We start from the raw sequence: 21,463 nt of genomic DNA, 5'->3' as shown, positions 1-21,463 counted from the left end.
TTTTGTTGCCGGGTCACGAAAGCGTGCGGCAAAAATGACGTCAGCCTGTCGGCCGCCGCAGTTCCCATTCGTCTTCCACGCGAGACAGACCTGACGGGAGACTGAAATGACTTCTTCCAACTATCGCTGGGTGATCGTTGCCGCCGGCGGCCTGCTTGGCTGCGTCGCGATCGGCGGCATGTTTTCGCTGCCGGTGTTCCTGCAGCCGATCGCCAAGGACACCGGCTGGTCGGTGACCGGCATCTCCAGCGCGATGACGATCGGCTTTCTGGCGATGGCCTTCACCAGCATGGCCTGGGGCACGCTGACGGACCGGTTCGGGCCGCTGCCGGTGGTGCTGACCGGATCGACCGTGCTGGCGCTCAGCCTGTTCGCCGCGAGCCACGCCACCTCACTGATCGTGTTCCAGATCGTGTTCGGCCTCCTAGTCGGCGCCGCCTGCGCGGCGATCTTCGCGCCGATGATGGCGACCGTCACCGGCTGGTTCGACACCAATCGCGGCCTTGCGGTGTCGCTGGTCTCCGCCGGCATGGGCATGGCGCCGATGACGATGTCGCCGCTGGCGGCCTGGCTCGTCTCCGGCCACGACTGGCGCACCTCGATGCAGATCATCGCGCTCGTGGTCGGTGCCATCATGATCCCGGTCTCGTTCCTGGTGCGCCGTCCGCCGGCGCTCGCGCAAGGCCCGGCCGCGCCCGCCAGAGAAGCCGCCGGCCAAAACGAGATGTCGATGGGTGAGGCGCTGCGCTCGCCGCAATTCCTGATCCTGCTCGCCACCAACTTCTTCTGCTGCGCGACGCATTCCGGTCCGATCATCCACACCGTCAGCTATGCCGTGAGCTGCGGCATCCCGCTGGTCGCGGCGGTGACGATCTACAGCATCGAGGGATTTGCCGGCCTCGGCGGGCGCATCGCCTTCGGCCTGATGGGCGACCGCTTCGGCGCCAAGCGCGTGCTGGTCTCGGGCCTGCTGCTGCAGGCCTTCGGCGCGCTCGCCTACGTCTTCGCGCATCAGCTCACGACGTTCTATGCCGTCGGCGCCATCTTCGGCTTCATCTATGCCGGCACCATGCCGCTCTACGCCGTCCTGATCCGTGAGAACTTCCCGCTCAAGATGTTGGGCACGGTGATCGGCGGCACGGCGATGGCCGGCAGCCTCGGCATGGCGACCGGGCCGCTCGCCGGCGGCCTGATCTACGATGCCTTCTCCAGCTATGCCTGGCTCTACATCGCCTCCTGGGCGATGGGATTGGGTGCCTTCCTGATGGCGATGACGTTCCGCCCCTTCGCGAAGCCGCAGGGCGAGGTGGCGCCGGCGGCGGCGTGAGCTCGAGATCGAGGCGCGGCGTCAGAGCTGCGCCTCGATCGCGGCCTTGTCGATCACCGACCAGACCTGCCGGATCTTGCCGTCGCGGAATTCGTAGAACACGTTCTCGCAGAAGGACACGCGCCGCCCGTCGACGGCAAGACCGAGGAATCTCCCGACTGGCGTGCAGTCGAACTTCAATCGGGCGGCAATGCGGGGAGGATCGGAGATCAGCATCTCGATGTGGAATTTAAGATCGGGGATCTCAAGAACATCCTGTTCCAGCATCGCGCGGTAACCCTCAAGCCCAAGGGGGCGCGCGTTATGGGCGGCCTCGTCATGCACGAATTGGCCGAGCGCCGGCCAATCCCGCCGGTTCAGGCAGGCGATGTAGGCGCGGTAGATGTCGGCGAGGTCGTCTTTCGTCATATCGAAGCTCCCAAGGCCTCGACTAACACGGCTTCGACTAACGCGCGAGGACCGCGAACCGGTCCAGCATCAGAGGCGCTTTTCGAAGAAGAGGTCCGGATAGGGATCGTCGTTGAAGCGCGAGATTTCGCGCCAGCCCGTGCTGCGATAGAGCTGACCGGCTTCGGGCAATGCGCTGTTGGTGTCGAGCCGCAGCAGCGTGATGCCGAGCTCGCGCGCGGCGTTCTCGGCCGCATCCATCAGGCGGCGGCCGAGCCGCAGCCCGCGCGCGGCGGGAGCGACCCAGAGCCGCTTGATCTCGGCATAGCCGTGATCGGTCCCCTTCAAGCCCACGCACCCGATCGGCAGCGTGTCCGACATCGCGACGACGAAGGTGCCGCGCGGCCGGCGCATGTCCTTGGCGTCGGGATCGCGTGACAGCGAGACGTCAAAGCCTTGTTTGAAGCGGCGCCCGAGCTCGGCATAGTATTCGCCGAGACAATAGCGCGCTTGCTCGCAGCGCGGATCCATCTCCTCGAGCGTGACGCGCTCGCGCGTCAGCGCGGAGGCGATCAGGTCCATCGCCGCCAGCAACGCATCACGTTGCGTATGTTGCGCGAGGAGGCCTTCGGCCTGCGCGTTGGACAGCGCCTCGTAGGCTGTGAACTCGCGCCGCCCCGCCCGTGTGAGCATCGCCATCCGCCGCCGTGCATCGTCCTCGCGTGCGGCGGTCTCGATCAGCCCTTCGTCCTCGAGGCTGCGGAGCAGCCGGCTCATCAGCCCGGAATCGAGCCCGAGATAGTCCCGGATCTCCGCCACGTCCGAGCGCCCGTGCCCGATCGCATTGAGGACGCGCGCCGCGCCGAGGGGCCGACCGCGCCCGAGAAACGACGTATCGAGTGCTCCGACGGCAGAGGTAACGGCGCGGTTGAAGCGGCGAACGCGCGAGAGGGGATCGAGCATGATGTCTGACTTTAGTCAGATATCATTCGCAGGTCAATCGGGGAACGATCGTGGCGCTGGAGGTCGGTGCGCGTGACGCCGGCCTGCGCCGCCGCAGCCGGCAGTGTGGAAAGGTTTGCCGCGAGCAGGACCGCGCTCGACAGCACGCGGAGGGTTCGCAGATGACGACGGCTCATGGTCGGCTCCTTGTGGTCACGAGATTGTCCGCGCTGCGCGGGCCCGGCCGGTGCCGGCCGGTCCGCGTCGCGGCGCTTCAGACGAGTGTGGTGGTCACCTCGATATTGCCGTGCACCGCTTTGGAGTAGGGGCAGATGCCGTGAGCGGCCTCGACCAGTTCCTGCGCGACCGCGCGATCGACGCCGGGAACGCTGACGTCGAGACGGGCCCGCAGGAAGAAGGCGCCGCCAGCGTTGTTCAGGTCGATCGCAGTGTCGACCGACGGCTCGCTCGGCAGCTTGACCTTGCGCTGCGCAGCGGCGAGCCCGAGAGCGCCGAGATAGCAGGCCGACCAGGCGGCGGCGAACAGGTTTTCGGCGGCCGGATGCGGCTGGGCCAGTTTGATGTTGAGGAAGCCGTCACTGGACTGCGCGGCGCCATCGGCGCCCGAGGTGACGTGTGTCTTGCCCGTGAAGAGAACCTTTGCAGCGGATGTCATTATCATATCCTCCGGTTGGAAGTTAAATCGCATCCGATCTAATCGGATGCGCGTTGAAATATGCCGGCCACGGCGGCCGGTCAAGCCCTTCCGATTTAATCGGATGCGATTTATATCGGTCTGCAGATCACGAATTGCGGAGGTTCCCGTGGCCCGTTCTCCCAAAGCTGCCGCCAAAGGCCGAAAACTCTCGAATTTCCTGTGCTTTGCCGTCTATTCGGCCAATCTCGCCTTCGGCCGGGCCTACAAGCCCGTGCTGGACAAGGTTGGGCTCACCTATACCCAGTACATCGTCCTGGTGGCGCTGTCGGACGAGGACGAGCAGACCGTCAGCACGCTCGGCGAGAAGCTGTTCCTGGAATCCAACACGCTGACGCCGATCCTGAAGAAGCTTGAGCAGATGGGGCTGATCAAGCGCCACCGCGATCCCGCCGACGAGCGGCAGGTGCGCCTGAGCCTGACGCCTGCCGGGCGCAAGCTGATCGAGCAGGATCTCAGCGCGCCCCTGATCGAAGCGACAGGTCTTGGCGACGAGTTTCCGGTGGTGCAGAAGACCGTGAGCAGATTGCGAGACAATCTGCTGCATGCGACTAAGTCCGATGACTAGCGCATCATCGGGAGTCTCCGCCGCGGCTGCTGTCGACTTCTGAGGCACGAGGCTTGCTTCGCTTCGGCAAGGCGCGACGCGCTTTCCGCATCATGCTCAGCTTTGGGGACGGATCAGCTTGATGTCCTGGTCGGCAGCCCACGCGGAGACGTCCTCGCGCTTCAGCGCGGTTGCCATCAGATCCGGAAACTGATCCGGCGTGCAGGCGAACACGGGGATGCCGAGACTTGCGACCTTAGCCGACAACGCGGGATCATAGGAGGGATGGCCGGTGTCGGTCAGTGCCAGCAGCACGATCACGCTGATGCCGCGCGTTGTAAGCCGCGCCAACCGGTCGACCAACTCGTTTGCATTGCCGCCCTCATAGAGGTCGGTGATCAGGATCAGATGTGCTTTCGCCGGCCGTTCGATGCGCTCCTCGCAATAGGCGACGGCGCGGTTGATGTCAGTGCCGCCGCCGAGCTGGACGCCGAACAGCACCTCGACGGGATCGGCGAGCTCCCCCGTCAGGTCGACGATCGCGGTGTCGAAACAGACGAGCTTGGTCGCGACCACCGGAAGCGAAGCCATCACCGCCGCGAAGATCGAGGCATAGACGACGGAGGTTGCCATCGATCCCGACTGGTCGACACACAGGATCACCTCGTCGAGATCGACGAGGCGCCGCTGCTGGCGCAAGAAACCGATCAGCCGTTCGGGCAACACGGTGCGGTGCTCGGCCTGGTAATGACGGAGATTGGCCTTGATGGTCCGCGGCCAGTCGATGTCGGCAAAACGCGGGCGGTGGGTGCGCAGGGAACGGTTCAGGGCGCCGCGGATTGCATCGGCCGTGCGCCGCTCGAGCCGCTCCATCAGCTCGCCGACGACCTTGGCGATGACGATGCGCGCTGTATCCTTGGTCTTTTCCGGCATCACGCCGCGCAGCGCGACGAGATCGGCGATCAGGCTCACATCGGCCTCGACCGTCGCGAGAAATTCGGGCTCGAGCAGCATCTGGCGCAGGCCCTTGCGCTCGAAGGCATCTTTCTGGATGACTTGCACGACGGGTGCGGGGAAGAACTCCCTGATGTCGCCGAGCCATTTTGCGACGCGCGGCGCCGAGCCGCCGAGCCCCCCGCGTCCTTTCTTTGGCGCGTCGTCGCCGTCGCCATAGAGCGCCGTCAGCGCCTCGGACATGCGGCGGTCGCTGGCGGACAGGGCAGGGCCGTTCTCTGTGCCTTCGGCATCCACGCCGAGGGCGAGCGTCCAGCGCCGGCTGCGTTCATCGCTCACGGTCATCGCGCAGCTCCCGATGTGAGGAGTTCGAGTACGCGGGCCTGATGCGCCGGCCAGATCTCGTTCGCGCCGGCGGTCAGCCCATAGCCTTTGGCAGCACCGGTGCTTCGCGCGGAGAGCGCATCCATCAGGCGCCGGCGCTCAGTTCGGTCCAGGGCCGAAAAGACGCGCCGGAACAAGGGCAGGCTGGCGGTGAAGGCCTCCTCGTCCAGCGTCATCAACCAGGCATCGACCGCGGCGCGCAGCGCCGCATCGTGGATCAGCCGCTGGCCGGCGCCCTCGAAGAAGCCTTCAAAGAATCCCGCCGCTTCCGCGACCGGCGTGCCGGGCGAGAGCACCCGGGTCAGCAGGTCAGCGGCATGATCGGCGGTCAAGAACTCGGCCTCGTAGAGCAGCCGTGCCGCCGTACCGGCGATCAGCCGGGTTGCCTGGTCGTCGTTCAGCAGCGCGCCTAGCGCGTCGCGCCAGCCGGCGACGATGTCGGCCTCGATCTTCGCGAGCTGGATCGCGGCGTCGGCGGCGAGAAGCGCGCTGCGCAGCTTGGCAGCCGCGGGACCGTCCAGATTGCGCGCAGCATAGGGCAAGGCGAGGGCCGCCTGCACCACGATCCGCGGCATCAGCACCGCCAGATGCTCGACCGTGCCGGTGCGCGCCTCGCCATAGCGCAAGATATCGGCCATCGGCGGCAATGCGGCGAGGAGTGACGGGCCGTCGCTCGTCAGTGCCGCCTTCATCTCCAGCGCGGCGATGCCGAACTCGGTGGCGCGCGCCAGGTCGGCGATCATGGCATTGCGCACCAGGCTTGCGAGCGGACCAAGCTCGGCTTCCTTGCCCATCGTCTCAATCAGGCGCCCGCTGGCGGCTTCCGCAATGGTCGACCCGTAAAGGAGATTCTCCACGAGCCGCACCGCGAATTCCGGCTCCCAGCGCAATTGCCAGTTCTCGCGGAACGTCCCGCGGCTGCGCCCCACATCCGTCAACCGTCCCCAGGGCACGTCGAGCGCGTTCAGCCGGTGCAGCAGCGTCGAGCGCATCAAGCCGCTTTCGCTGCGCAGATCGAGCGTCAGCGCCCGGTCCAGCGCTTCCGGCTTGAGCCGCGTCGCCTTCTGCTGCCGCTGGAGGTCGTCGAGCAGCGGCGCGAGCGGAGTCGATGCTGGAATTGCGCCGACGCCCGCGCCGATCAGGAGTTCGGCCGAAATGTCGTCCCACACGGCGCGCTCGCCGTTGCAGAGGCAGGCGATCGCCGCCTCGCGCAGCTCTGCAAACCCCGGGGCGGGCCGGTCGCGCAGCGCCGCGAGTGCCGTTCCAAGCCGCCGGGCCTCGATCACCGAGGCGGTGGATACGAAATGGCCGCGATCGCGCAGCACGCGCGTCACCTTGGCAAGCCACTCGGCAGCGCGGTTGCCGTCGCGCGTGTCCCAGACATGTGCGCACCATCCTGGCGCCACCACGCCCGCTCCATAGCCGCTGGCGCGTGCCAGCCGCGGCGCGGTCCATGGCGCCCAGGTCGCCTTGATCTTGGTCTTGGGCCGACCCTTGAGCAATTCGCGATCCGCAGCAAGGCTGCGGCGCTCGGCAAGCGCCGGCACGTGCCAGGCGCCGCAGACGACCGCAACGGCGCCGTCGCATTCCTTGGCCGTTTTCGCGATCTCGATCCGCATGTGCGCCTCGCGTGCGGCCTCGCGCGCCGACAACGATTTTTCGTCGGCGCGCAGCGCCGTCATCGCATCGGCAACGGCCGTGAAGATCGGGCCCGTTGCGGGATTCTCCTCGATGACGTCCGACCACCAGGACTCGCCGTCGTCATAGCCTGCGGCAGTCGCGAGCGCGCCGATCGGATCGTGACTGACCGGATCGGCCTCGGCCCTTGCTGCGATCTCCTCCGCGATATCGCCGGCGGTCGCACCCAGTCGGTCCGATGCCGGCAGGTCGATGAAGCGCAAGGTCGCGCCGTGACGCACCGCCCAGCGCGCGGCCTGGTATTCCGGCGAATAATCGGCAAAGGGAAAGAAGCTGGCATTCGCCGGGTTGTCCTCGGCGTAGGTGAGGAGGGCCACCGGGGTCGTCATGTCGGGATCGGCGAGCATGGGCAGCAGCTCGGATGCATCCGCCGGGCCCTCGATCAGCACCGCCACCGGTTTTAGCGCATCGAGCGCCTCCACCAGCCGCCGCGCAGAGCCGGGGCCGTGATGCCGGATGCCGAAGAGAGAGACCTGGCCCGCCATCGCTCGCGCCGCTCGGTCAGATCAAGTCGGTCAGCGACGCGTAATAGCCTTCGAAGCCGCGTCGCTTCTTCAGCACGGTCTCGAGATATTCGCCGAGCACGGCCGTGTCCTGCACGGGATCCTTCACCACCGCGCCGATCATGTTGCTGGCGAGCGTTTCCGGCGTCAGCTTGCCGTCGTTGAAGAAGGTTGCCTGGCTGATCCCGCCGATCATCACCGCGATCGCCTCGGCCGTCGACAAGCCGCCCGAGGGCGACTTCAGCGCGACCTTGCCGTCCTCGGTCGAGCCCGAGCGCAGCTCGCGGAAGATAGAGACCACCCGCGCCACCTCGTCGGCGACGTTCTTCGGCGCCGGCAGGTCGAGAGTCTGCGCCATCTCGCCGACGCGCTTGACGATGATCGCCACTTCCTCCTCGGTGCTGTCGGGCAGGGGCAGCACGACGACGTTAAAGCGGCGCTTGAGCGCCGAGGACAGTTCGTTCACGCCCTTGTCGCGGTTGTTGGCGGTGGCGATGATGTTGAAGCCGCGCTGGGCGTAGACGGCAGTGTTGAGCTCGGGGATCGGCATCATCTTTTCCGACAGCACCGTGATCAGCGTGTCCTGCACGTCGCTGCCCATTCGCGTCAGCTCTTCGAAACGGCACAGCTTGCCGCTCTCCATCGCGCGCATCAGCGGGGTCGGGACCAGCGCCTCGCGGCTCGGCCCATGTGCGAGCAATTGGGCATAGTTCCAACCGTAGCGGATCTGGTTTTCATCGGTCCCGGCGGTGCATTGGATGACCAATGTCGAGTCACCGGTGATCGCCGCAGCGAGGTGCTCGGAGACCCAGGACTTGGCGGTGCCGGGCACACCGAGCAGTAGGAGCGCGCGATCTGTTGCCAGCGTCGCGACGGCGGTCTCGATCAGGCGCTTGTCGCCCACATATTTGGGCGTGATCGGCGTGCCATCGTTCGCCTTGCCGCCCATCAGGTAAGTCACGACCTGCCGCGGTGCGAGCGCCCAGCCCGGCGGGCAATGCTGATCGCCCGTCGCAAGCGCCTTCAGCTCCGCCGCATAGCTCTCCTCTGCGGGCAGGCGCAGTTTCTCGCTCATGGTTTTGCTCCCCTGTCGTCCAACGCGGCGTTGAGCCGCAGCATGTCGAGGCGCGGGTCGCCTTGCAGCAGGCCTGCGCCCGTCAGTTGTTCCAGTGATCGTCGTGCGCCTTCGCGCGAGACGATCAGGCCGAGCGCATGAAGTTCTTCCGCGTGATCGGAGGGCTTTGCATCGTCGCGCTGAAGCGCGGCGAGCAGCGCCTTGCCGGCCGGCATGGACAACGGACCTTCCAGTCGAGCCGACGTTCCCGCGATCAGTTGCGCTAGCTCGAAGCGGATGCCTTGTGCCTTCAAAGCCGCCTCGGCATGCTTTGCGCGCTCAGCTGGTGCTAGTCGCGTCGCCAGCGATATGGCGAGGCCAGTCGCACCGTGTTCGGCGATCGCGTCCGCCGCTTGCGTGACTTGCGCATCCGCTCCGGTCGCCGCGATCAGCTCGATCAGCGCAGCATCGGCCGCTTGGTCCGCGCCCCAGTCCCAGGCGGCGATCAGCTCCTGCGGTGCAAGGCCCAGCGCGCCGGCGAACGATGTCAGATCGGCGCCATCGAACAGCGCCTTTCGGCGCAGCGATTGTGCCGCCGTCTTGACTGGCTCGGCCTGGACCACGCGCGAGCGGCGCAACAGACCCTTGGTCTTGACCGCGAAGAATCCGGCGAGCTCCGCCGTGTCGTCGCCCGCAGCAGGGCCGCGGCCAAGGCGTGCGAGCAGCGAGGTCGCAAGGGCCTTGACCTTGGGGGCACGATCGTTCGCCGCGACGGCTTCGAGGAAGGTGAGATCCTCGTCGGATAGCTGTTCCGACAGCAAAGACAACAGGCGCCACCGCGTGTCGGCCGTCTCACCGGCGAGCTTTGCTTCCAGCACTGCGCGCGCCGCGGACGGGTCGCGCCTCCGGAGCTCGGCCAACGCGACCTTGCGCGCTGCCGGCCAGAAATCGTCCCAATTGTCGGCAGTAAGTCGGTCATCCGTCTGCCGTCGTGCGGCGCTATTGGACGTTGCAATCGCCGCCCAGTCGCGCCACTCGGCATAGAGATCTGGCGCATCATCATCATCGGCTTGGGGCATCCAATCGGCAGGATGCATCGTCCAGCCGCGTGCCGCGAGGAAGTGGACGAGGTCGGTCTTCACCTTGGCCTGCTTCTTCGTGCTCAGGATCCGGCGCACCAGCGGACGCAAGGTCTCGGGCACCGTCGGCAATGCAAGCGCGGGAATGTCCGGCAGAATGCGAAGCGACGAGGAGGGCTCCATCGTCACCGCCGTGCCGAGAAACTGACCCGAAAGTGCAAGCAGCCGCAACTCGGCCTCGACGGGATCGCCGCCGAGTTCGGCATGCCAGAACGAGGCTGCTGGCGCTGCTGCTGATCCCATGGTCCAGCGCGTCAGCACCGCACCCATCGCGTCGTAGATCGTCTCGGCCTTGATCGTGTCACTCATCGTTGCCGATCCGTCCCCAGGAGGTCTGTGCCGCCAGGATCGTGAGCCGGTTGCCCGACCAGATCGCGGCTGTGCGCATCAGCTCTGTTCCGGCCAGCAGGCCCTCCGCGTTGCCGGCGACGGGCAGCGTGGCGGTGCCGTCGGCGGCGCGCCACCAGGCACCCCCCGTCTCGTCGTGCGCGATCCGCCCCTGCGGCAGCAGCAGCGGCATCTCGATCACCCAGGGCTCTGCGAGGAGGGAGCGTGTCAACGCGTCGCCGAGTGCGGTCTCTGAAGCCGGCCATTCCAAGGCAGGTGTCTCTTCGTTCGCATCGCGCCGCACGAGCAGGGCGCGCAGCGGCTGCTGCGACGGATAGAAGACGAGCTCAGCCTGGAATCTGTCGCCGGGCGTGAAGACCGAGCCGCGTCGTCCGGCACTCGCCGGGAAGAAGTCGAGCAGCATCGCAAAGCGCGGACCGTTCGGGGTCAGATTGAGCAGCCAGGTCGTTTGCGACACCAATCCGTCGCGACGCGTCTGCACCTGCTCGGCCAGCACCTCCCAGCGCGCATCGACCCGCAGCGCTTGCGGATCGGCCAGCACCGTCTCGCGCGTTTCCGATGCGGCGACGGCGCGCCTGATCTCGGCGTCGCGCGGCCCGGCACGGAAGGCGCGCGCGAGCAGGACCAGCTTGCCGAGCTCGACCACGGCGGCACGCGGCCGGTCGCCTGCGGCAAGTGCGAGCAGACGGGACGGCAGTTCGTCGATCCGGCCGGCGAGCACCGCGGCCTTGCCGTCGACAAGCCGTGCCGCGATCCGCCGGCATCGCGCGGTGGCATCGTCGATGAAGCCCGACAATCCCATGCGCAGCTGATCGCCGATCCATTGCTCGAGCGCATCCAGCGCGTCGAGAATGGCCCGCTCGGTCTCCTCGCTGCGTCTGGCGGCCTGGGCCTCGCGCCGCGCCACGTCCTTCGGATCGTCGGCGACTTCGGGCTCAGTGGCGCGCGCCGCGCGCAAATCCTTCTCGCCGGCGGGCGGCACATTGCTCCCGGGCCTTGCCGCGGACGTGCCGCGCCGGCGGCCCAGCCAATCGCTGACCCAGGCCGGAGTTTCCGCGGCCACGAACGGCACGATCGCTTCTGCATTCAGCCACAACAGGCCGAGCACGTGCTTGCAGGGGAATTTGCGCGACGGGCAGGTGCACTTATTGCCGAGATCGCGGAGGTCGGCCATCACCCGGTACGGATTGGCACCGGAGCCGGCGCATTCGCCCCAGATCAGGACCCCATCATGGCTTGCGCCGACGCCGGACCATTTGGCAGGCTTGGCGAGGCCCGCCGCCGCCTTGAGCGAGGATTGATCGGTAGCGAGTTGCTCGACCGCTTTCAGATCAATCGCCACGCCGATGTCCCAAATCGAATCCAGGAGCGGCAGTATATCGGGGCAGGATGAAAGCTCAATGTCGTCGCGAGCGATTCAGGCGCTGCACGCAGGGATGGTCGTGCCGCTCGGCTTCCGCCAAGTCGAGCCCAAGCTCGTGGCGGGTTCTTCCGCGAGAGCTTTGCCGCGATCAGCGCATGCGCCTGCACGAGATAGGTGGTGAGCTCGGTGTCCGGCAGGTGCTGTTGCTCGCACTGCGCCGGCGAAGTTTGATGACGTCTGTCGCTCTTTGTGAATTGTGCCGGAGCCGCGGACCGCTACCATGCGCCGGCTCTACTGGAACTCGAGAGCCAGGTACAACGAGCGGAGGCGACATGAGCGGCCAGCAACGCAAAGCGAAGGGATCGCACCTGTTCGTCGCGGCTCTGGAGAATGAGGGTGTCGACCGCATCTTCGGCATTCCCGGCGAAGAGAATCTCGATCTCGTCGAATCGCTGCGCGCGTCCAGGATCGAGCTGATCCTGACGCGGCACGAGCAGGCTGCGGCGTTCATGGCCGCAACCCACGGGCGGCTGACCGGCAAGCCCGGCGTTTGTCTGTCGACGCTCGGCCCCGGTGCTCTCAACCTGTCGACGGGCGCCGCCTATGCGCATCTCGGTGCCATGCCGATGATCCTGATCACCGGCCAAAAGCCGATCATGAGCAGCCGGCAGGCCCGCTTCCAGATCGTGGACGTGGTGGCGACCATGAAGCCGCTGACCAAGCTGTCACGGCAAATCGTCAGCGCCTCCAGCATTCCGACCGTGGTGCGCGACGCCTTTCGCGTCGCGATGGAGGAGCGGCCCGGGCCGGTGCATCTCGAGCTGCCCGAGGACGTCGCGGGTGACGAGGTGTCCGATGTCCCGGTGATCCCGGTTCATCCGATCGAGATCCCGGTCGCTCATCGCGCCGCGCTCGACCGCGCCGCCGAGATGATCATGGGCGCAAGGCGTCCGCTGGTGATGATGGGAGCTGCGACCAGCCGGCCGCGGTCGACACACGGCATCGCAAATTTCGTGCGGCGAACCGGCATTCCGTTCTTCACGACGCAGATGGGCAAGGGCACCGTGCCCGGCGGCACCAATCTCTACATGGGCACTGCCGCCTTGTCCGAGCGCGATTATGTGCACGATGCCATTGATGCGGTCGACCTGATCGTTGCGATTGGCCACGACCCGATCGAGAAGCCGCCTTTCATCATGGGCCCCTCGGGCCCGAAAGTCATTCACGTCAGCTACACGCCGGCGAGCGTCGAGCAGGTCTATTTCCCCGATGCCGAGGTCGTCGGCGACGTCGGCCCGAGCCTGGAGCTGCTGGCGGACCGGCTCGAAGGCAAGCTGCCGCAGGCTGCGGCGCTGCTGTCGCTGCGCGAAGAGATCCTCAATCACATTGCCGACCGGGCCACCGAGGCACGCTGGCCGCCGACGCCGCAGCGCATCGTGCACGACATCCGCCAGGTGATCCCGGAGAACGGCATCGTCGCGCTCGACAACGGCATGTACAAGATCTGGTTCGCGCGCAACTACCGCACGCGCGTCGCCAACACGCTGCTGCTCGACAATGCGCTGGCGACCATGGGCGCCGGCCTGCCGTCGGCGATGATGGCCGCGATGCTCTACCCGGACCGCCGCGTGCTCGCGGTTGCCGGCGATGGCGGCTTCATGATGAACAGCCAGGAGATGGAGACGGCGGTCCGCCTCAAGCTCAACCTGGTCGCGCTGGTGCTGGAGGACAACGCCTACGGCATGATCCGCTGGAAGCAGGCCGTGGATCGCTTTGCCGATTACGGCATGACGTTTGGCAATCCGGATTTTGCACTATACGCCAAGGCTTACGGCGCCAAGGGGCATCGGATCGAAAGCATCGACAGCTTCGGCCCGACGCTCGATGCAGCCTTCAGGGAGGGCGGCGTGCATCTGGTCTCGATCCCGGTCGATTATTCGGAGAACGTCCGGGTGCTCGTGGACGAGCTGCGGGCGCATGAGAAGGCGAAGGCGTGAAAGCGATAGTCTCGTGCCCCGGACGCCGCGCAGCGCCCCTTGGCGGTGCGCTGCAGAGCCGGGGCCCATCCATCAGCTTCCGGGGTCCCGGCTCTGCGCAGCAACGCCGAAAGCGTTGCGGCGCGTCCGGGACACGCGAGGGGCGATCGCACTTGTGCCGCACTCGCTGAGCGCAGACACTTTCAATCACTCAACCAACCACAGGAATCTGAAATGACCCGCGTTCGTTGTGTCACCGAGATGGGCATGGGTGTCGACGTCCACGGCAGGGACGCCACCAAGGCGGCCAAGCGCGCGGTGTCGGATGCCATCAGGCATTCGAGCCTCGGCTTCTTCCGGATGATCGGCAAGACCGCGAACGACATGTTCGTGGACGTCACGATCGGCGTGCCCAACCCCGAGGCGGTGGACAAGGAAGCCGTCGCCAAGGAGCTGCCTTACGGCACCGTGACCGTCACCGCCGTCAAGGGCGGGCTGGAGATCCCCTCGGCCACGGAAGTGGCCAACGATCCCATCCTGATTGCCAATGCCGCCGTCATCGTCAGCTTCGACAAGGACTAGGCCGATGTCGGGAAGCGATGAGGCGCTGCTGGATCATCCGATCTGGAGCGCGTTGACGACGAGCCAGAAGCATCTGGCCGAGGGCGGCCCGCAGGCTCTGCGCTATCCCGTGGACATGACGCCGTTTGCCGATATGGCGGACATGTCCGCGGCGAGTTTTGCGGCGCTCGGCGAGCTCATGTCGGGCCCGCAAGTTGCGGTGCTGTTCACGCCCGAGCCGGTCGAAATTCCCGCCGGGTTCAAGGTGCTGCTCGCCGAGACCGGCGAGCAGATGATCGGCTCGCCCGCCGACGCCTCGCTGCCCGATGCCGAGATCGTCCGCCTCGGCGCAGCCGATGTTCCCACCATGATGGCGCTGACCGAGCTGACCAAGCCCGGGCCATTCGCGGCGCGAACGCACGAGCTCGGCACCTTCCTCGGCATCCGCGCCCGCGGCGAGCTGGTCGCCATGGCCGGCGAGCGGATGAAGCCGGGCAATTTCACCGAGATGACGGCGGTCTGCGTGCATCCGCATCATCGCGGCCGCGGTTACGCACAGGCGTTGCTCGCCGCCATCGCGCGCCAGATCGAGGCGCGCGGGGAAATTCCGTTCCTGCACGTGTTCTCGAACAATACCTCTGCCATTGCGCTGTACCAGCGGCAAGGCATGCGGATTCGGCGTCGCCTGCAGGTCACCGTGCTGATGAAGCAGGGATGAGCTGCAGGTCGGGCTTCATATCGCGGCAAATCGCGCTATATCGATTCCAACCACATTTGGGGGAGCATATGCACGCCAGAACGCCCGATTTTTCCGCCGCACGGACGGCGATGCAACGCTACGTCGATCAGGAGATCATTGCCGGCGTGTCCTGGGCGGTGCTGCGCGGCCGCGAGGTGGTCGATCAGCAATGCGTCGGCTTTGCCGATCGCGAGGCCAACATTGCGCTGCGGCCCGACCATATCTTCCGCGCGTTTTCCAACACCAAGATCTTCGTCACCTGCGCGATCATGCTGCTGGTCGAGCAAGGTCGCATCGGGCTCGTTGACCCAGTCGAAAAATTCCTGCCGCAGCTCGGCAATCGCAAGGTCCTGAAGCAGGGAGCATCCAGCCTTGCCGATGTCGAGCCGGCGAAGAGTCCGATCACGATCCGCCAGCTCCTGACCCACACCTCGGGTCTCAGCTATGGCATCTTCGATCCCGGCACGGTGCTGTTCAAGGGTTACAACGAGGCAGGCGTGCTCAATCCGTTGACCCCGCTCTCCGACATGATCGGCAAGCTCGCCGATCTGCCGCTGTCGTATCACCCTGGTACGGCCTGGGAATATTCCGTGGCGACCGACGTGCTCGGCCGTGTGGTCGAGGTCGTCTCCGGCCAGCCGCTCGATCTCTTCCTGAAGGCGCGCATCTTCGATTCGCTCGGCATGACCGACACCGGCTTTTATGTCCCCGAGGCACAGCAAGGCAGGCTGGTCGCGCTCTACAACGGCGCCGACGTGCTCGACCCCATGAAGCCCGGCCTCACGCGCGCCGACCATCTGCCTTACCCGCAAGCCTATCGGCGGCCGCTGCCGCGGCTCTCGGGCGGCGGCGGTCTGGTTTCGACCTTGCCGGACATGCTCGCACTGGTGCGTGCGCTGCTTCCCGGGTCGGATGCGTTGCTGGAGCCGGAGACGCTGCGGCAGATGATGACGAACCAGTTGCCCGCAGGCCAGACCATCCGCTTCGCCAACCTCGGCCCGATCCCCGGCAAGGGCTTTGGCCTCGGCGGCGCCGTCACCTTCGCGCCGACTCCGTTCGATCCGCCGAACTCGACCGGCGAATTCCAATGGGGCGGCCTTGCGGGCACCCATTGGTGGATCTGTCCGGAAGCCAATACGGCAGGCGTCGTGATGGCCCAGCGCTACATGGGTTTCTGGAATCCGTTCTTCTTCGAGTTCAAGCGCCTGGCCTATCGGGCTGTCGGAGGCTGATCGCAAAGAATCCTCCGTCAGCGCGAATCCCTCTTGGCCGTCGCGTCCTCTTGTTGGTCGAGGCAATCGGTCTCGGCCCATATCGGAGGATGTGATGGGATTCTATAGAAAGAATATCGGCGGACTGCATCAGGCGGTGCGGGTCGTCCTGGGTATTGCGGTGGCGGCTGCGGCGTTCGTCTATCTTGCCGGCGCAACGGCATGGCTGGTTGCGCTCGGTGGCGCCGGTTTCGCACTGACCGGTCTCGTCGGTTATTGCCCGATGTGCGCGATGGCGGGCATCGGCAAGGGAGGGATGTCGTGAGCGCGGCGGCGATCTCGCCAAATCTTTTCGAGGCCGCGCGGCTCGGCGATGCCGGGGCGATTGCGCGCCTGCTCGAGACGGCGCAGCCGGACATACGTCGCTATGCGCGCGCGACCTGCCGCAGTTCGGCGGACGCCGAGGATGCGACGCAGGAGGCGTTGTGGATCCTGTTCCGTCACGTCGGCACGATCCGTTCGCTGCTGGCATTTTCGGCCTGGCTGTTCAGCGTGGTCCGGCGCGAATGCCTGCGGCTCGCGCGCCGGGCCGGCGTCGTGCCGGCTGTCGATGAGGGCGAGGCGGAGGCCGCACTGCTATTGCGCCCTGAGGCCGATCTGCGGCTCGACATCGCCGCGGCCTTCGAGGCCCTGCCGCCGCACTATCGGGATGTCGCGCTGATGCGGGACGTCAAGGAGATGACGATCGATGAGATCGCCGCCGCGCTCGGCACGACGAGGCAGACGGTAAAGGCGCGGCTGCATCGCGCCCGCGCATTGATGCGCGAATATCTGACGAGATGAGAGACGATCGAATTCAAGGGAAACCAATGGAGTGACGTGGGCGGGAGACATCGCCTCCCGCCCACCGTCTTCGCTTTAATCCTTCCACGGATCGAACTCGCCTTCGCCGGCCATGGCGACGGCGAACGGCCGCAGCGTGTGCAGCACCTTCACGGTGCCGGCGTGCTGGGCCAGCACGTCCGGCAGGCGGCGATAGGCCATCGGGCTCTCGTCGAGGTCGGCACCGATCAAGGTGACGCCGCGCTCGTTCAGCCAGCGGTCCATCTCGTCGCGCGAGAAGCGTCGCTTCGCCTCACGTCGTCCGAACAGGCGGCCGGCGCCGTGCACGGTCGAGTAGAGCGAGGCCTTCGCTTCCGGGCTGTCGACGCCCTCGAGGATGACGGCGTCGTCGCCCATCGAGCCGCCGACGAATCCCTTCTGGCCGGGAAACGCCGGTGTCGCGCCCTTGCGCACCACCCACAAATCCTTGCCGTCGTGGGTCTCACGCCAGGCATAATTGTGGTGGTTGTGCACGGTCTCGGTCACGCTGCCGCCGATGATCTGGCGGACGCGCTCGACCACCCATTCGCGGCCCGCATAGGCATAGCGCCCGGCGAGCTGCATCGCCGCGATGTAGCGGCGGCCGAGCTCGCTGTCCTCGTCGACCACGGCGGGCGGGACGTTCATGCCGTCCTTGCCGCCTGCGGCCTTGAGGTACCGCGTCGCGGAGGTGTGTCCGAGGCCGCGGCTTCCGAAGTGGACGCCGATCCAGACGAAGCCTTCCTCGTCGCGCATGAGGTCGACATAGTGGTTGCCCGATCCGACCGTGCCGAGCTGCTTCACCGCCTTCTGACGGTAGTCCTCCATGTCGCTTTCGCGCCAGGCGTCGCCGTCGTCGAACAGGTCGTGCTCGGCCCGTTCCGCGTTGGCACGGCCGACGCCGAACGAGATCACCTTGGCGACGTCGCGGATGATCGTGGGCGCGATCTCTGCAATGTCGTCGAAGCGCGTGTCGAGCCGGGCCGCCATGTTGCCGCAGCCGATGTCGAAGCCGACGCCGGAGATGCTGATTTGCTTCTCATAGGCGATGACCCCGCCGACCGGCTGGGCGTAACCGAGATGCCCGTCGGCGCAGATCACGCCGGAGACGACGTTGCCGATTGCCATGCAATTGCGCATCTGCGCGATCGTGGCGTCCTCGTGCGGGCCGAACACCTTCAGCGGCGCATTCTGGAAGCGGGCATCCTGTGTCCGGAACTCGGCGATCGAGCTCGCGGTCGCATTGGCCTCGCGGGCAAGATGCTCCTTGCGCGCGGCGTCCTTGTATAGGCACCAGGCCGGCTGGCCGCGTCCTTCGCCGACGCGCGAATCGGGATCGATACCGGCGGCGAGGCAGAGCTCGCGGGCGCGTTCCATGTAGGGATCGGGTCGTCGCATGGTCGCAGGTCCTTGTCATTCCGCGCGCATCATAACGGGGCGGGCGGATCATTTCAGAGATTTCGCTGGCCCCGGGCGCATCTCGCGTCCGGGGCCGTTGTCGTTGCGCATCAGTTCAACGCCGTCTCCGACGCTGCGATCCACGCGACCACGGCCTCGGAGAAGCCGTTGACGCGGGTCCAGGCGCCGTGACCGACACCGTGCTGATATGAGGCCACGTTGACCATGGTGCCGCGCGCCCTCGGCTCGGGCACCTGGTCGTGGCTCTGCTCGTCGGTGAAGACGATGAGGCGATCGCCCTTGCGGTCGATCTCCGTCACCGCCTTGCCGAGATAGGTTCCGCCATGCGGCTGCGAGTTGATGATCGCGTCTCGAAGCGCGAAGCCGCGGCGGGGCGGAACCTTCACGACCTCATTGCTGAAGGTGAAGATCTCGACCTCGTCGCAGATCTCGCGCGCGAGGATGGCAAGGCCGCACGCCGCCTCCGCACGGGTCATTTCCGACTGCGCGGAGAGGGTCGTGAACATCGAGCCGGACACGTCGATCAGGAGCCGGGTGTGGCCCGGAAGCCGCACATGGTCCTTGATCGACTTGAGCATCGCAGCCTCGAGCTCGGGCTCGAAGTCCGGCGCATAGCGCGCCGCCGTGATGAAGCGATAGGGCAGGATACGATCCGTCCGCATCGCCTCGATCGCGCCTGCGATGGTCTCGCGCGGGACCTGCGCAGTCTGCATCAGGCGCAGATTGCGCAGCAGCGCGAGGCCGCCGAGCTTTCGCTCGGCGATCAGCCGCTCGAAGGTCTCGCGCTTGTTCTTGCCGGCCGACAGCGAAACCTCCCACGTGTCGGGGGAGGCGAGCTCGCCGTCGACGAGCTGCTTCCACACCTTCGCCTGCTCGGCGTCCTTAGGCTTGGCGTGGACCAGGAACAGCACGTCCCTGATCCGCACCGCGCCGTCGCGATCCCACTTGGCGAGCTGATAGGCGTCGAACTTGGTCAGCGCGCGGGCAAGGCCCTTCTTGACCTGCGCCGAGACCGGCTGGTGCTTGCGCTGCTGCATCGGCCCCAGCGCATCCGCCCAGTAGATCGCGAGCAGCTCCGTCATTTCGTCGGGGCGCTGGATCACTTGGGCGAGCGTGTCGGCAACGAGGGCGCGGTGCTTCTCGTTCCGCGCCATCTCGCGGATGACGAGGAGCGGTGCGTGCCGCAGCTTCATCACCTCGCGGGCCTCGATCGCGAGCTGCGCAACGCGCTCCGGCACGACCTTGGGCACGAGGGCCTTGATGCGGTCGGCGATCGCAACGCCGTCCTCGTAGAACTGGTCCTCCCACAGAAGGCAGTTCATCAGTGCCCGCTTCAGCTCCATCTCGGGCGTGAAGGGTCTTGCACGCGCGCCCTCACGCGTGAAGGCGCGAGCGATCTTGTTGAGCCTGACCATGACGGCCTCCTCTCGGGTTGATGGGCGAATGGAATGGGTGCCGGGGAACAAGCGAGGCTGTCCTGCCCACGAGGGCTCCACATGCTCTACCGCTGAGCTACGGACTTTCGTCCGGAAGGAGTCGAACCTTCGACCTTGTGATTCACGAAGTAACAGCGCTCTTCACCACCGGCGGTGGCTAAGGGGACACGATCCGGGAACAGGCGATTGCTGTGACCCGACGAGCCGAAGCTCGCCGGAAAGCGCTCTATCCACTGAGCTACCGGTGCATGTGACACCGGGCGGGATTCGAACCCGCGACCTCTCGCGTTGCAGGCGAAGTAACAGAAATCTTCACCACGGACCGTGATGGGTACGCTGGGGAACGGGCGATATCGGCTTTTTGGGATGGCAACCGAGTCTCCTTCTACCAGTGACAACAGCGCAGAGCGCCTAGGTCAAAGGCGGAATTCGATCCCGCTCTTCCATCGTGCGAAGTATTCGATATCCTCACCACCAGCGTCGGTTGAGCCGCGGTCATCGCGGCAAACCGAGATACAAAAAATCTATCGCGGCGCTGTCGACGCGCCGCACTTTGCGAACCCTTTTGGGTTCGCTCTGCCATCGGTATCCGGCTCATCGCCTCGTTCCCTCCGACAGGCCCCGCGCGCTTGGGCACGCGCCTTCTCAGCGCGAGCCCCGGGATCCGGGTCTCCCGTTCCGGCCATCGCCGGGTTGTTCGGTTGGGCCGCGCGGCGGGCAACAAAAAACCCTCCGGAGCGGCAGGCTCGGGAGGGTCCGTGAGAAGCGGACTGTCGATCTTGCGGTCAGGCAAGATCGCTCCCATGAGCCGGGCGTGCGCAATCGAATAGCTTGGGGCTATTCGGCGTGCGGACAATTCTTTCGTAGCGGTACGACATCGCTCGGTTCATGGTGTCTGTCGCAAACGGAAGTGCTTGCGAGGGCGCGGGACATACGCCCGCAACTTGCGGATGTCAAGCGAGACGCGCGCGGAAACTGAAATTGACGGACGCATGACTTGCCAAAACTATTTGGGGCTCGACGGATTTCGCTTCGGCTGGGTCGCAGCGTGGATCGACGAGCGCGGCCATCACGGCTTCGATTATTCGCCCGGCCTGACGCGCCTGCTCGCAATGCCACACGCCCGCGCCATGATCGATATGCCGATCGGACTGAACGTGAGCGGCTACCGCGCCTGCGATTTGCGCGCACGTGAGCTGATTGGCCCTGCCGTGTTTCTAGGCGCGCGCCGCGACCTCTGGATATTTCCTGATATGGCAGGAGCCAATCGCCACTATTGGAAGCGCGAAGGCAAGGGCAGGGGCGTGTCGGCGCAACTGTGGAATATCAGGCACAAGTTGAGGGAGGTCGATGAGGCCATGACGCCGGCGCGGCGGGCGACGATCGGCGAAGCGCATCCGGAATTGATCTTCTGGAATCTGGCAGGGCGCGTGCGGCTCGAACCGAAGACCTCGCCGCGTGGCCGCGAGCAGCGCATCGCGCTGCTGAGAGACCGCGGCTTCACCGAGGTCGAGCGATGGCTCACGCTTCGCCACGGCACCGGCATCGGCCGCGACGATCTCATTGACGCCTGCGCCTGCGCCGTCGCAGCACGCGACAGCGCGCAATTCGTCGGTGATGGCGAGACCGATCCACGCGGATTGCGGATGGAGATCAACTTCTAAAAGGCGATCAGTCCTCCCGATCGCCTTTGCCTTCGGGGTGCATGCGGCTGTTGTGGCCTGGATGCGAGCTGCCGCTCCTGTCGTCCAGTCTTGTTGCTCTCGCTTCGTACTCGTCGGCCATCGCCCGCAACCGCTGCGCGGCTTTGCCGTGCGTGAGATCGTTCGCGACGCGGCGACAGCGTTCAGCGTGGTCGAGCAGGGCGCGTTTCTCGATGTTCATCGAGCAACAACGCGC

21 protein-coding genes are annotated in these 21,463 nt (G+C 66.2%); 9 read left to right on the top strand and 12 right to left on the bottom strand.

The annotated features are described in order from the left end of the window. Positions 1-106 precede the first annotated feature (106 nt). Positions 107-1,327, top strand: coding sequence for an MFS transporter (locus HZZ13_RS03680; RefSeq protein WP_197958292.1), 1,221 nt, complete (start codon positions 107-109; stop codon positions 1,325-1,327). A gap of 21 nt (positions 1,328-1,348) precedes the next feature. On the opposite strand, the gene HZZ13_RS03675 is transcribed toward HZZ13_RS03680, so the two are convergent. From HZZ13_RS03675 to HZZ13_RS03660, 4 genes are all read right to left on the bottom strand, one after another. Continuing rightward, positions 1,349-1,735, bottom strand: a complete 387-nt coding sequence (locus HZZ13_RS03675; RefSeq protein WP_197958291.1) for an ester cyclase — start codon at positions 1,733-1,735, stop codon at positions 1,349-1,351. A 69-nt stretch (positions 1,736-1,804) separates the two neighbouring features. Next, positions 1,805-2,677 (bottom strand): bifunctional helix-turn-helix transcriptional regulator/GNAT family N-acetyltransferase, encoded by an 873-nt coding sequence (locus HZZ13_RS03670; RefSeq protein WP_197958290.1) that lies wholly within the window; start codon positions 2,675-2,677, stop codon positions 1,805-1,807. An 11-nt stretch (positions 2,678-2,688) separates the two neighbouring features. After that, positions 2,689-2,853: a hypothetical protein gene (locus HZZ13_RS03665; RefSeq protein ID WP_246504289.1), complete on the bottom strand. Its 165-nt coding sequence runs from the start codon at positions 2,851-2,853 to the stop codon at positions 2,689-2,691. A 77-nt stretch (positions 2,854-2,930) separates the two neighbouring features. Next, positions 2,931-3,332 (bottom strand): Ohr family peroxiredoxin, encoded by a 402-nt coding sequence (locus HZZ13_RS03660; protein WP_197958289.1) that lies wholly within the window; start codon positions 3,330-3,332, stop codon positions 2,931-2,933. Positions 3,333-3,435: 103 nt separating this feature from the next. On the opposite strand from HZZ13_RS03660, the gene HZZ13_RS03655 reads away from it, so the two are divergent. After that, positions 3,436-3,939: a MarR family winged helix-turn-helix transcriptional regulator gene (locus tag HZZ13_RS03655; protein ID WP_246504288.1), complete on the top strand. Its 504-nt coding sequence runs from the start codon at positions 3,436-3,438 to the stop codon at positions 3,937-3,939. A gap of 96 nt (positions 3,940-4,035) precedes the next feature. Here the strand turns inward: HZZ13_RS03655 and HZZ13_RS03650 are convergent, their stop codons facing one another. The 5 genes from HZZ13_RS03650 to HZZ13_RS03630 are packed head-to-tail and all read right to left on the bottom strand — an operon-like array spanning position 4,036 to position 11,340. Next, positions 4,036-5,217: a VWA domain-containing protein gene (locus HZZ13_RS03650; protein WP_197958287.1), complete on the bottom strand. Its 1,182-nt coding sequence runs from the start codon at positions 5,215-5,217 to the stop codon at positions 4,036-4,038. Beyond that, positions 5,214-7,439, bottom strand: a complete 2,226-nt coding sequence (locus tag HZZ13_RS03645) for a DUF5682 family protein (protein ID WP_197958286.1) — start codon at positions 7,437-7,439, stop codon at positions 5,214-5,216. The genes HZZ13_RS03650 and HZZ13_RS03645 overlap by 4 nt, the downstream gene beginning before the upstream one ends. A 16-nt stretch (positions 7,440-7,455) precedes the next feature. After that, on the bottom strand, positions 7,456-8,532 hold the full coding sequence (locus HZZ13_RS03640) for an ATP-binding protein (RefSeq protein WP_197958285.1): 1,077 nt from the start codon (positions 8,530-8,532) through the stop codon (positions 7,456-7,458). Further along, positions 8,529-9,959 (bottom strand): DUF5691 domain-containing protein, encoded by a 1,431-nt coding sequence (locus HZZ13_RS03635; protein WP_197958284.1) that lies wholly within the window; start codon positions 9,957-9,959, stop codon positions 8,529-8,531. Before HZZ13_RS03635 ends, HZZ13_RS03640 begins: the two co-directional genes overlap by 4 nt. Beyond that, a complete protein-coding gene (locus HZZ13_RS03630; RefSeq protein WP_197958283.1) occupies positions 9,952-11,340 on the bottom strand; it encodes an SWIM zinc finger family protein in 1,389 nt (462 codons plus the stop codon). The genes HZZ13_RS03635 and HZZ13_RS03630 overlap by 8 nt, the downstream gene beginning before the upstream one ends. 353 nt (positions 11,341-11,693) lie before the next feature. Here HZZ13_RS03630 and HZZ13_RS03625 point away from each other — a divergent pair, with 353 nt between their 5' ends. The 6 genes from HZZ13_RS03625 to HZZ13_RS03600 all read left to right on the top strand — a co-directional run bounded on the left by HZZ13_RS03625 (position 11,694) and on the right by HZZ13_RS03600 (position 16,691). Then, entirely contained in the window at positions 11,694-13,358 is a 1,665-nt protein-coding gene (locus HZZ13_RS03625) for an acetolactate synthase large subunit (protein WP_197958282.1), read from the top strand. Between the two features lie 213 nt (positions 13,359-13,571). Continuing rightward, a complete protein-coding gene (locus HZZ13_RS03620; protein ID WP_018646107.1) occupies positions 13,572-13,919 on the top strand; it encodes a Lin0512 family protein in 348 nt (115 codons plus the stop codon). A 4-nt stretch (positions 13,920-13,923) separates the two neighbouring features. Further along, positions 13,924-14,616 carry a GNAT family N-acetyltransferase gene (locus tag HZZ13_RS03615; RefSeq protein ID WP_197958281.1) on the top strand — a complete coding sequence of 231 codons (693 nt, stop codon included), beginning with the start codon at positions 13,924-13,926 and terminating at the stop codon, positions 14,614-14,616. Positions 14,617-14,684: 68 nt separating this feature from the next. Further along, the gene (locus tag HZZ13_RS03610) at positions 14,685-15,869 is read left to right on the top strand and encodes a serine hydrolase domain-containing protein (RefSeq protein WP_197958280.1); all 1,185 of its coding nucleotides are present in this window, start codon (positions 14,685-14,687) and stop codon (positions 15,867-15,869) included. Between the two features lie 94 nt (positions 15,870-15,963). Beyond that, entirely contained in the window at positions 15,964-16,173 is a 210-nt protein-coding gene (locus HZZ13_RS03605; protein ID WP_197958279.1) for a YgaP family membrane protein, read from the top strand. Then, complete coding sequence (locus HZZ13_RS03600) at positions 16,170-16,691, top strand: RNA polymerase sigma factor (RefSeq protein ID WP_197958278.1); 522 nt, start codon at positions 16,170-16,172, stop codon at positions 16,689-16,691. The genes HZZ13_RS03605 and HZZ13_RS03600 overlap by 4 nt, the downstream gene beginning before the upstream one ends. A 75-nt stretch (positions 16,692-16,766) precedes the next feature. Here HZZ13_RS03600 and HZZ13_RS03595 read toward each other — a convergent pair whose 3' ends face one another. Together HZZ13_RS03595 and HZZ13_RS03590 are read right to left on the bottom strand one after the other, a co-directional pair. Continuing rightward, entirely contained in the window at positions 16,767-18,107 is a 1,341-nt protein-coding gene (locus HZZ13_RS03595; RefSeq protein ID WP_197958277.1) for an RtcB family protein, read from the bottom strand. 110 nt (positions 18,108-18,217) lie between these two features. Next, on the bottom strand, positions 18,218-19,543 hold the full coding sequence (locus tag HZZ13_RS03590) for a TROVE domain-containing protein (RefSeq protein ID WP_197958276.1): 1,326 nt from the start codon (positions 19,541-19,543) through the stop codon (positions 18,218-18,220). Between the two features lie 1,013 nt (positions 19,544-20,556). On the opposite strand from HZZ13_RS03590, the gene HZZ13_RS03585 reads away from it, so the two are divergent. After that, a complete protein-coding gene (locus HZZ13_RS03585) occupies positions 20,557-21,228 on the top strand; it encodes a DUF429 domain-containing protein (protein ID WP_197958275.1) in 672 nt (223 codons plus the stop codon). Between the two features lie 7 nt (positions 21,229-21,235). On the opposite strand, the gene HZZ13_RS03580 is transcribed toward HZZ13_RS03585, so the two are convergent. Beyond that, complete coding sequence (locus tag HZZ13_RS03580; RefSeq protein ID WP_197958274.1) at positions 21,236-21,448, bottom strand: hypothetical protein; 213 nt, start codon at positions 21,446-21,448, stop codon at positions 21,236-21,238. Positions 21,449-21,463 lie beyond the last annotated feature (15 nt).

The sequence above is a fragment of the Bradyrhizobium agreste genome (assembly GCF_016031625.1).
Classification (GTDB): Bacteria; Pseudomonadota; Alphaproteobacteria; order Rhizobiales; family Xanthobacteraceae; genus Bradyrhizobium; species Bradyrhizobium agreste.
This window is presented reverse-complemented; position numbering and strand designations above follow the sequence as displayed.

Bases quoted from the DNA above. Each gene is read 5' to 3' on its own strand.
- HZZ13_RS03665 (WP_246504289.1), bottom strand. From the start codon at position 2,853: ATGAGCCGTCGTCATCTGCGAACCCTCCGCGTGCTGTCGAGCGCGGTC.
- HZZ13_RS03580 (WP_197958274.1), bottom strand. From the start codon at position 21,448: ATGAACATCGAGAAACGCGCCCTGCTCGACCACGCTGAACGCTGTCGC.
- HZZ13_RS03635 (WP_197958284.1), bottom strand. From the start codon at position 9,959: ATGAGTGACACGATCAAGGCCGAGACGATCTACGACGCGATGGGTGCG.
- HZZ13_RS03590 (WP_197958276.1), bottom strand. From the start codon at position 19,543: ATGGTCAGGCTCAACAAGATCGCTCGCGCCTTCACGCGTGAGGGCGCG.
- HZZ13_RS03680 (WP_197958292.1), top strand. From the start codon at position 107: ATGACTTCTTCCAACTATCGCTGGGTGATCGTTGCCGCCGGCGGCCTG.
- HZZ13_RS03595 (WP_197958277.1), bottom strand. From the start codon at position 18,107: ATGCGACGACCCGATCCCTACATGGAACGCGCCCGCGAGCTCTGCCTC.
- HZZ13_RS03675 (WP_197958291.1), bottom strand. From the start codon at position 1,735: ATGACGAAAGACGACCTCGCCGACATCTACCGCGCCTACATCGCCTGC.
- HZZ13_RS03615 (WP_197958281.1), top strand. From the start codon at position 13,924: ATGTCGGGAAGCGATGAGGCGCTGCTGGATCATCCGATCTGGAGCGCG.
- HZZ13_RS03640 (WP_197958285.1), bottom strand. From the start codon at position 8,532: ATGAGCGAGAAACTGCGCCTGCCCGCAGAGGAGAGCTATGCGGCGGAG.
- HZZ13_RS03625 (WP_197958282.1), top strand. From the start codon at position 11,694: ATGAGCGGCCAGCAACGCAAAGCGAAGGGATCGCACCTGTTCGTCGCG.
- HZZ13_RS03610 (WP_197958280.1), top strand. From the start codon at position 14,685: ATGCACGCCAGAACGCCCGATTTTTCCGCCGCACGGACGGCGATGCAA.
- HZZ13_RS03660 (WP_197958289.1), bottom strand. From the start codon at position 3,332: ATGACATCCGCTGCAAAGGTTCTCTTCACGGGCAAGACACACGTCACC.
- HZZ13_RS03670 (WP_197958290.1), bottom strand. From the start codon at position 2,677: ATGCTCGATCCCCTCTCGCGCGTTCGCCGCTTCAACCGCGCCGTTACC.
- HZZ13_RS03620 (WP_018646107.1), top strand. From the start codon at position 13,572: ATGACCCGCGTTCGTTGTGTCACCGAGATGGGCATGGGTGTCGACGTC.
- HZZ13_RS03655 (WP_246504288.1), top strand. From the start codon at position 3,436: ATGCGATTTATATCGGTCTGCAGATCACGAATTGCGGAGGTTCCCGTG.
- HZZ13_RS03585 (WP_197958275.1), top strand. From the start codon at position 20,557: ATGACTTGCCAAAACTATTTGGGGCTCGACGGATTTCGCTTCGGCTGG.
- HZZ13_RS03645 (WP_197958286.1), bottom strand. From the start codon at position 7,439: ATGGCGGGCCAGGTCTCTCTCTTCGGCATCCGGCATCACGGCCCCGGC.
- HZZ13_RS03650 (WP_197958287.1), bottom strand. From the start codon at position 5,217: ATGACCGTGAGCGATGAACGCAGCCGGCGCTGGACGCTCGCCCTCGGC.
- HZZ13_RS03605 (WP_197958279.1), top strand. From the start codon at position 15,964: ATGGGATTCTATAGAAAGAATATCGGCGGACTGCATCAGGCGGTGCGG.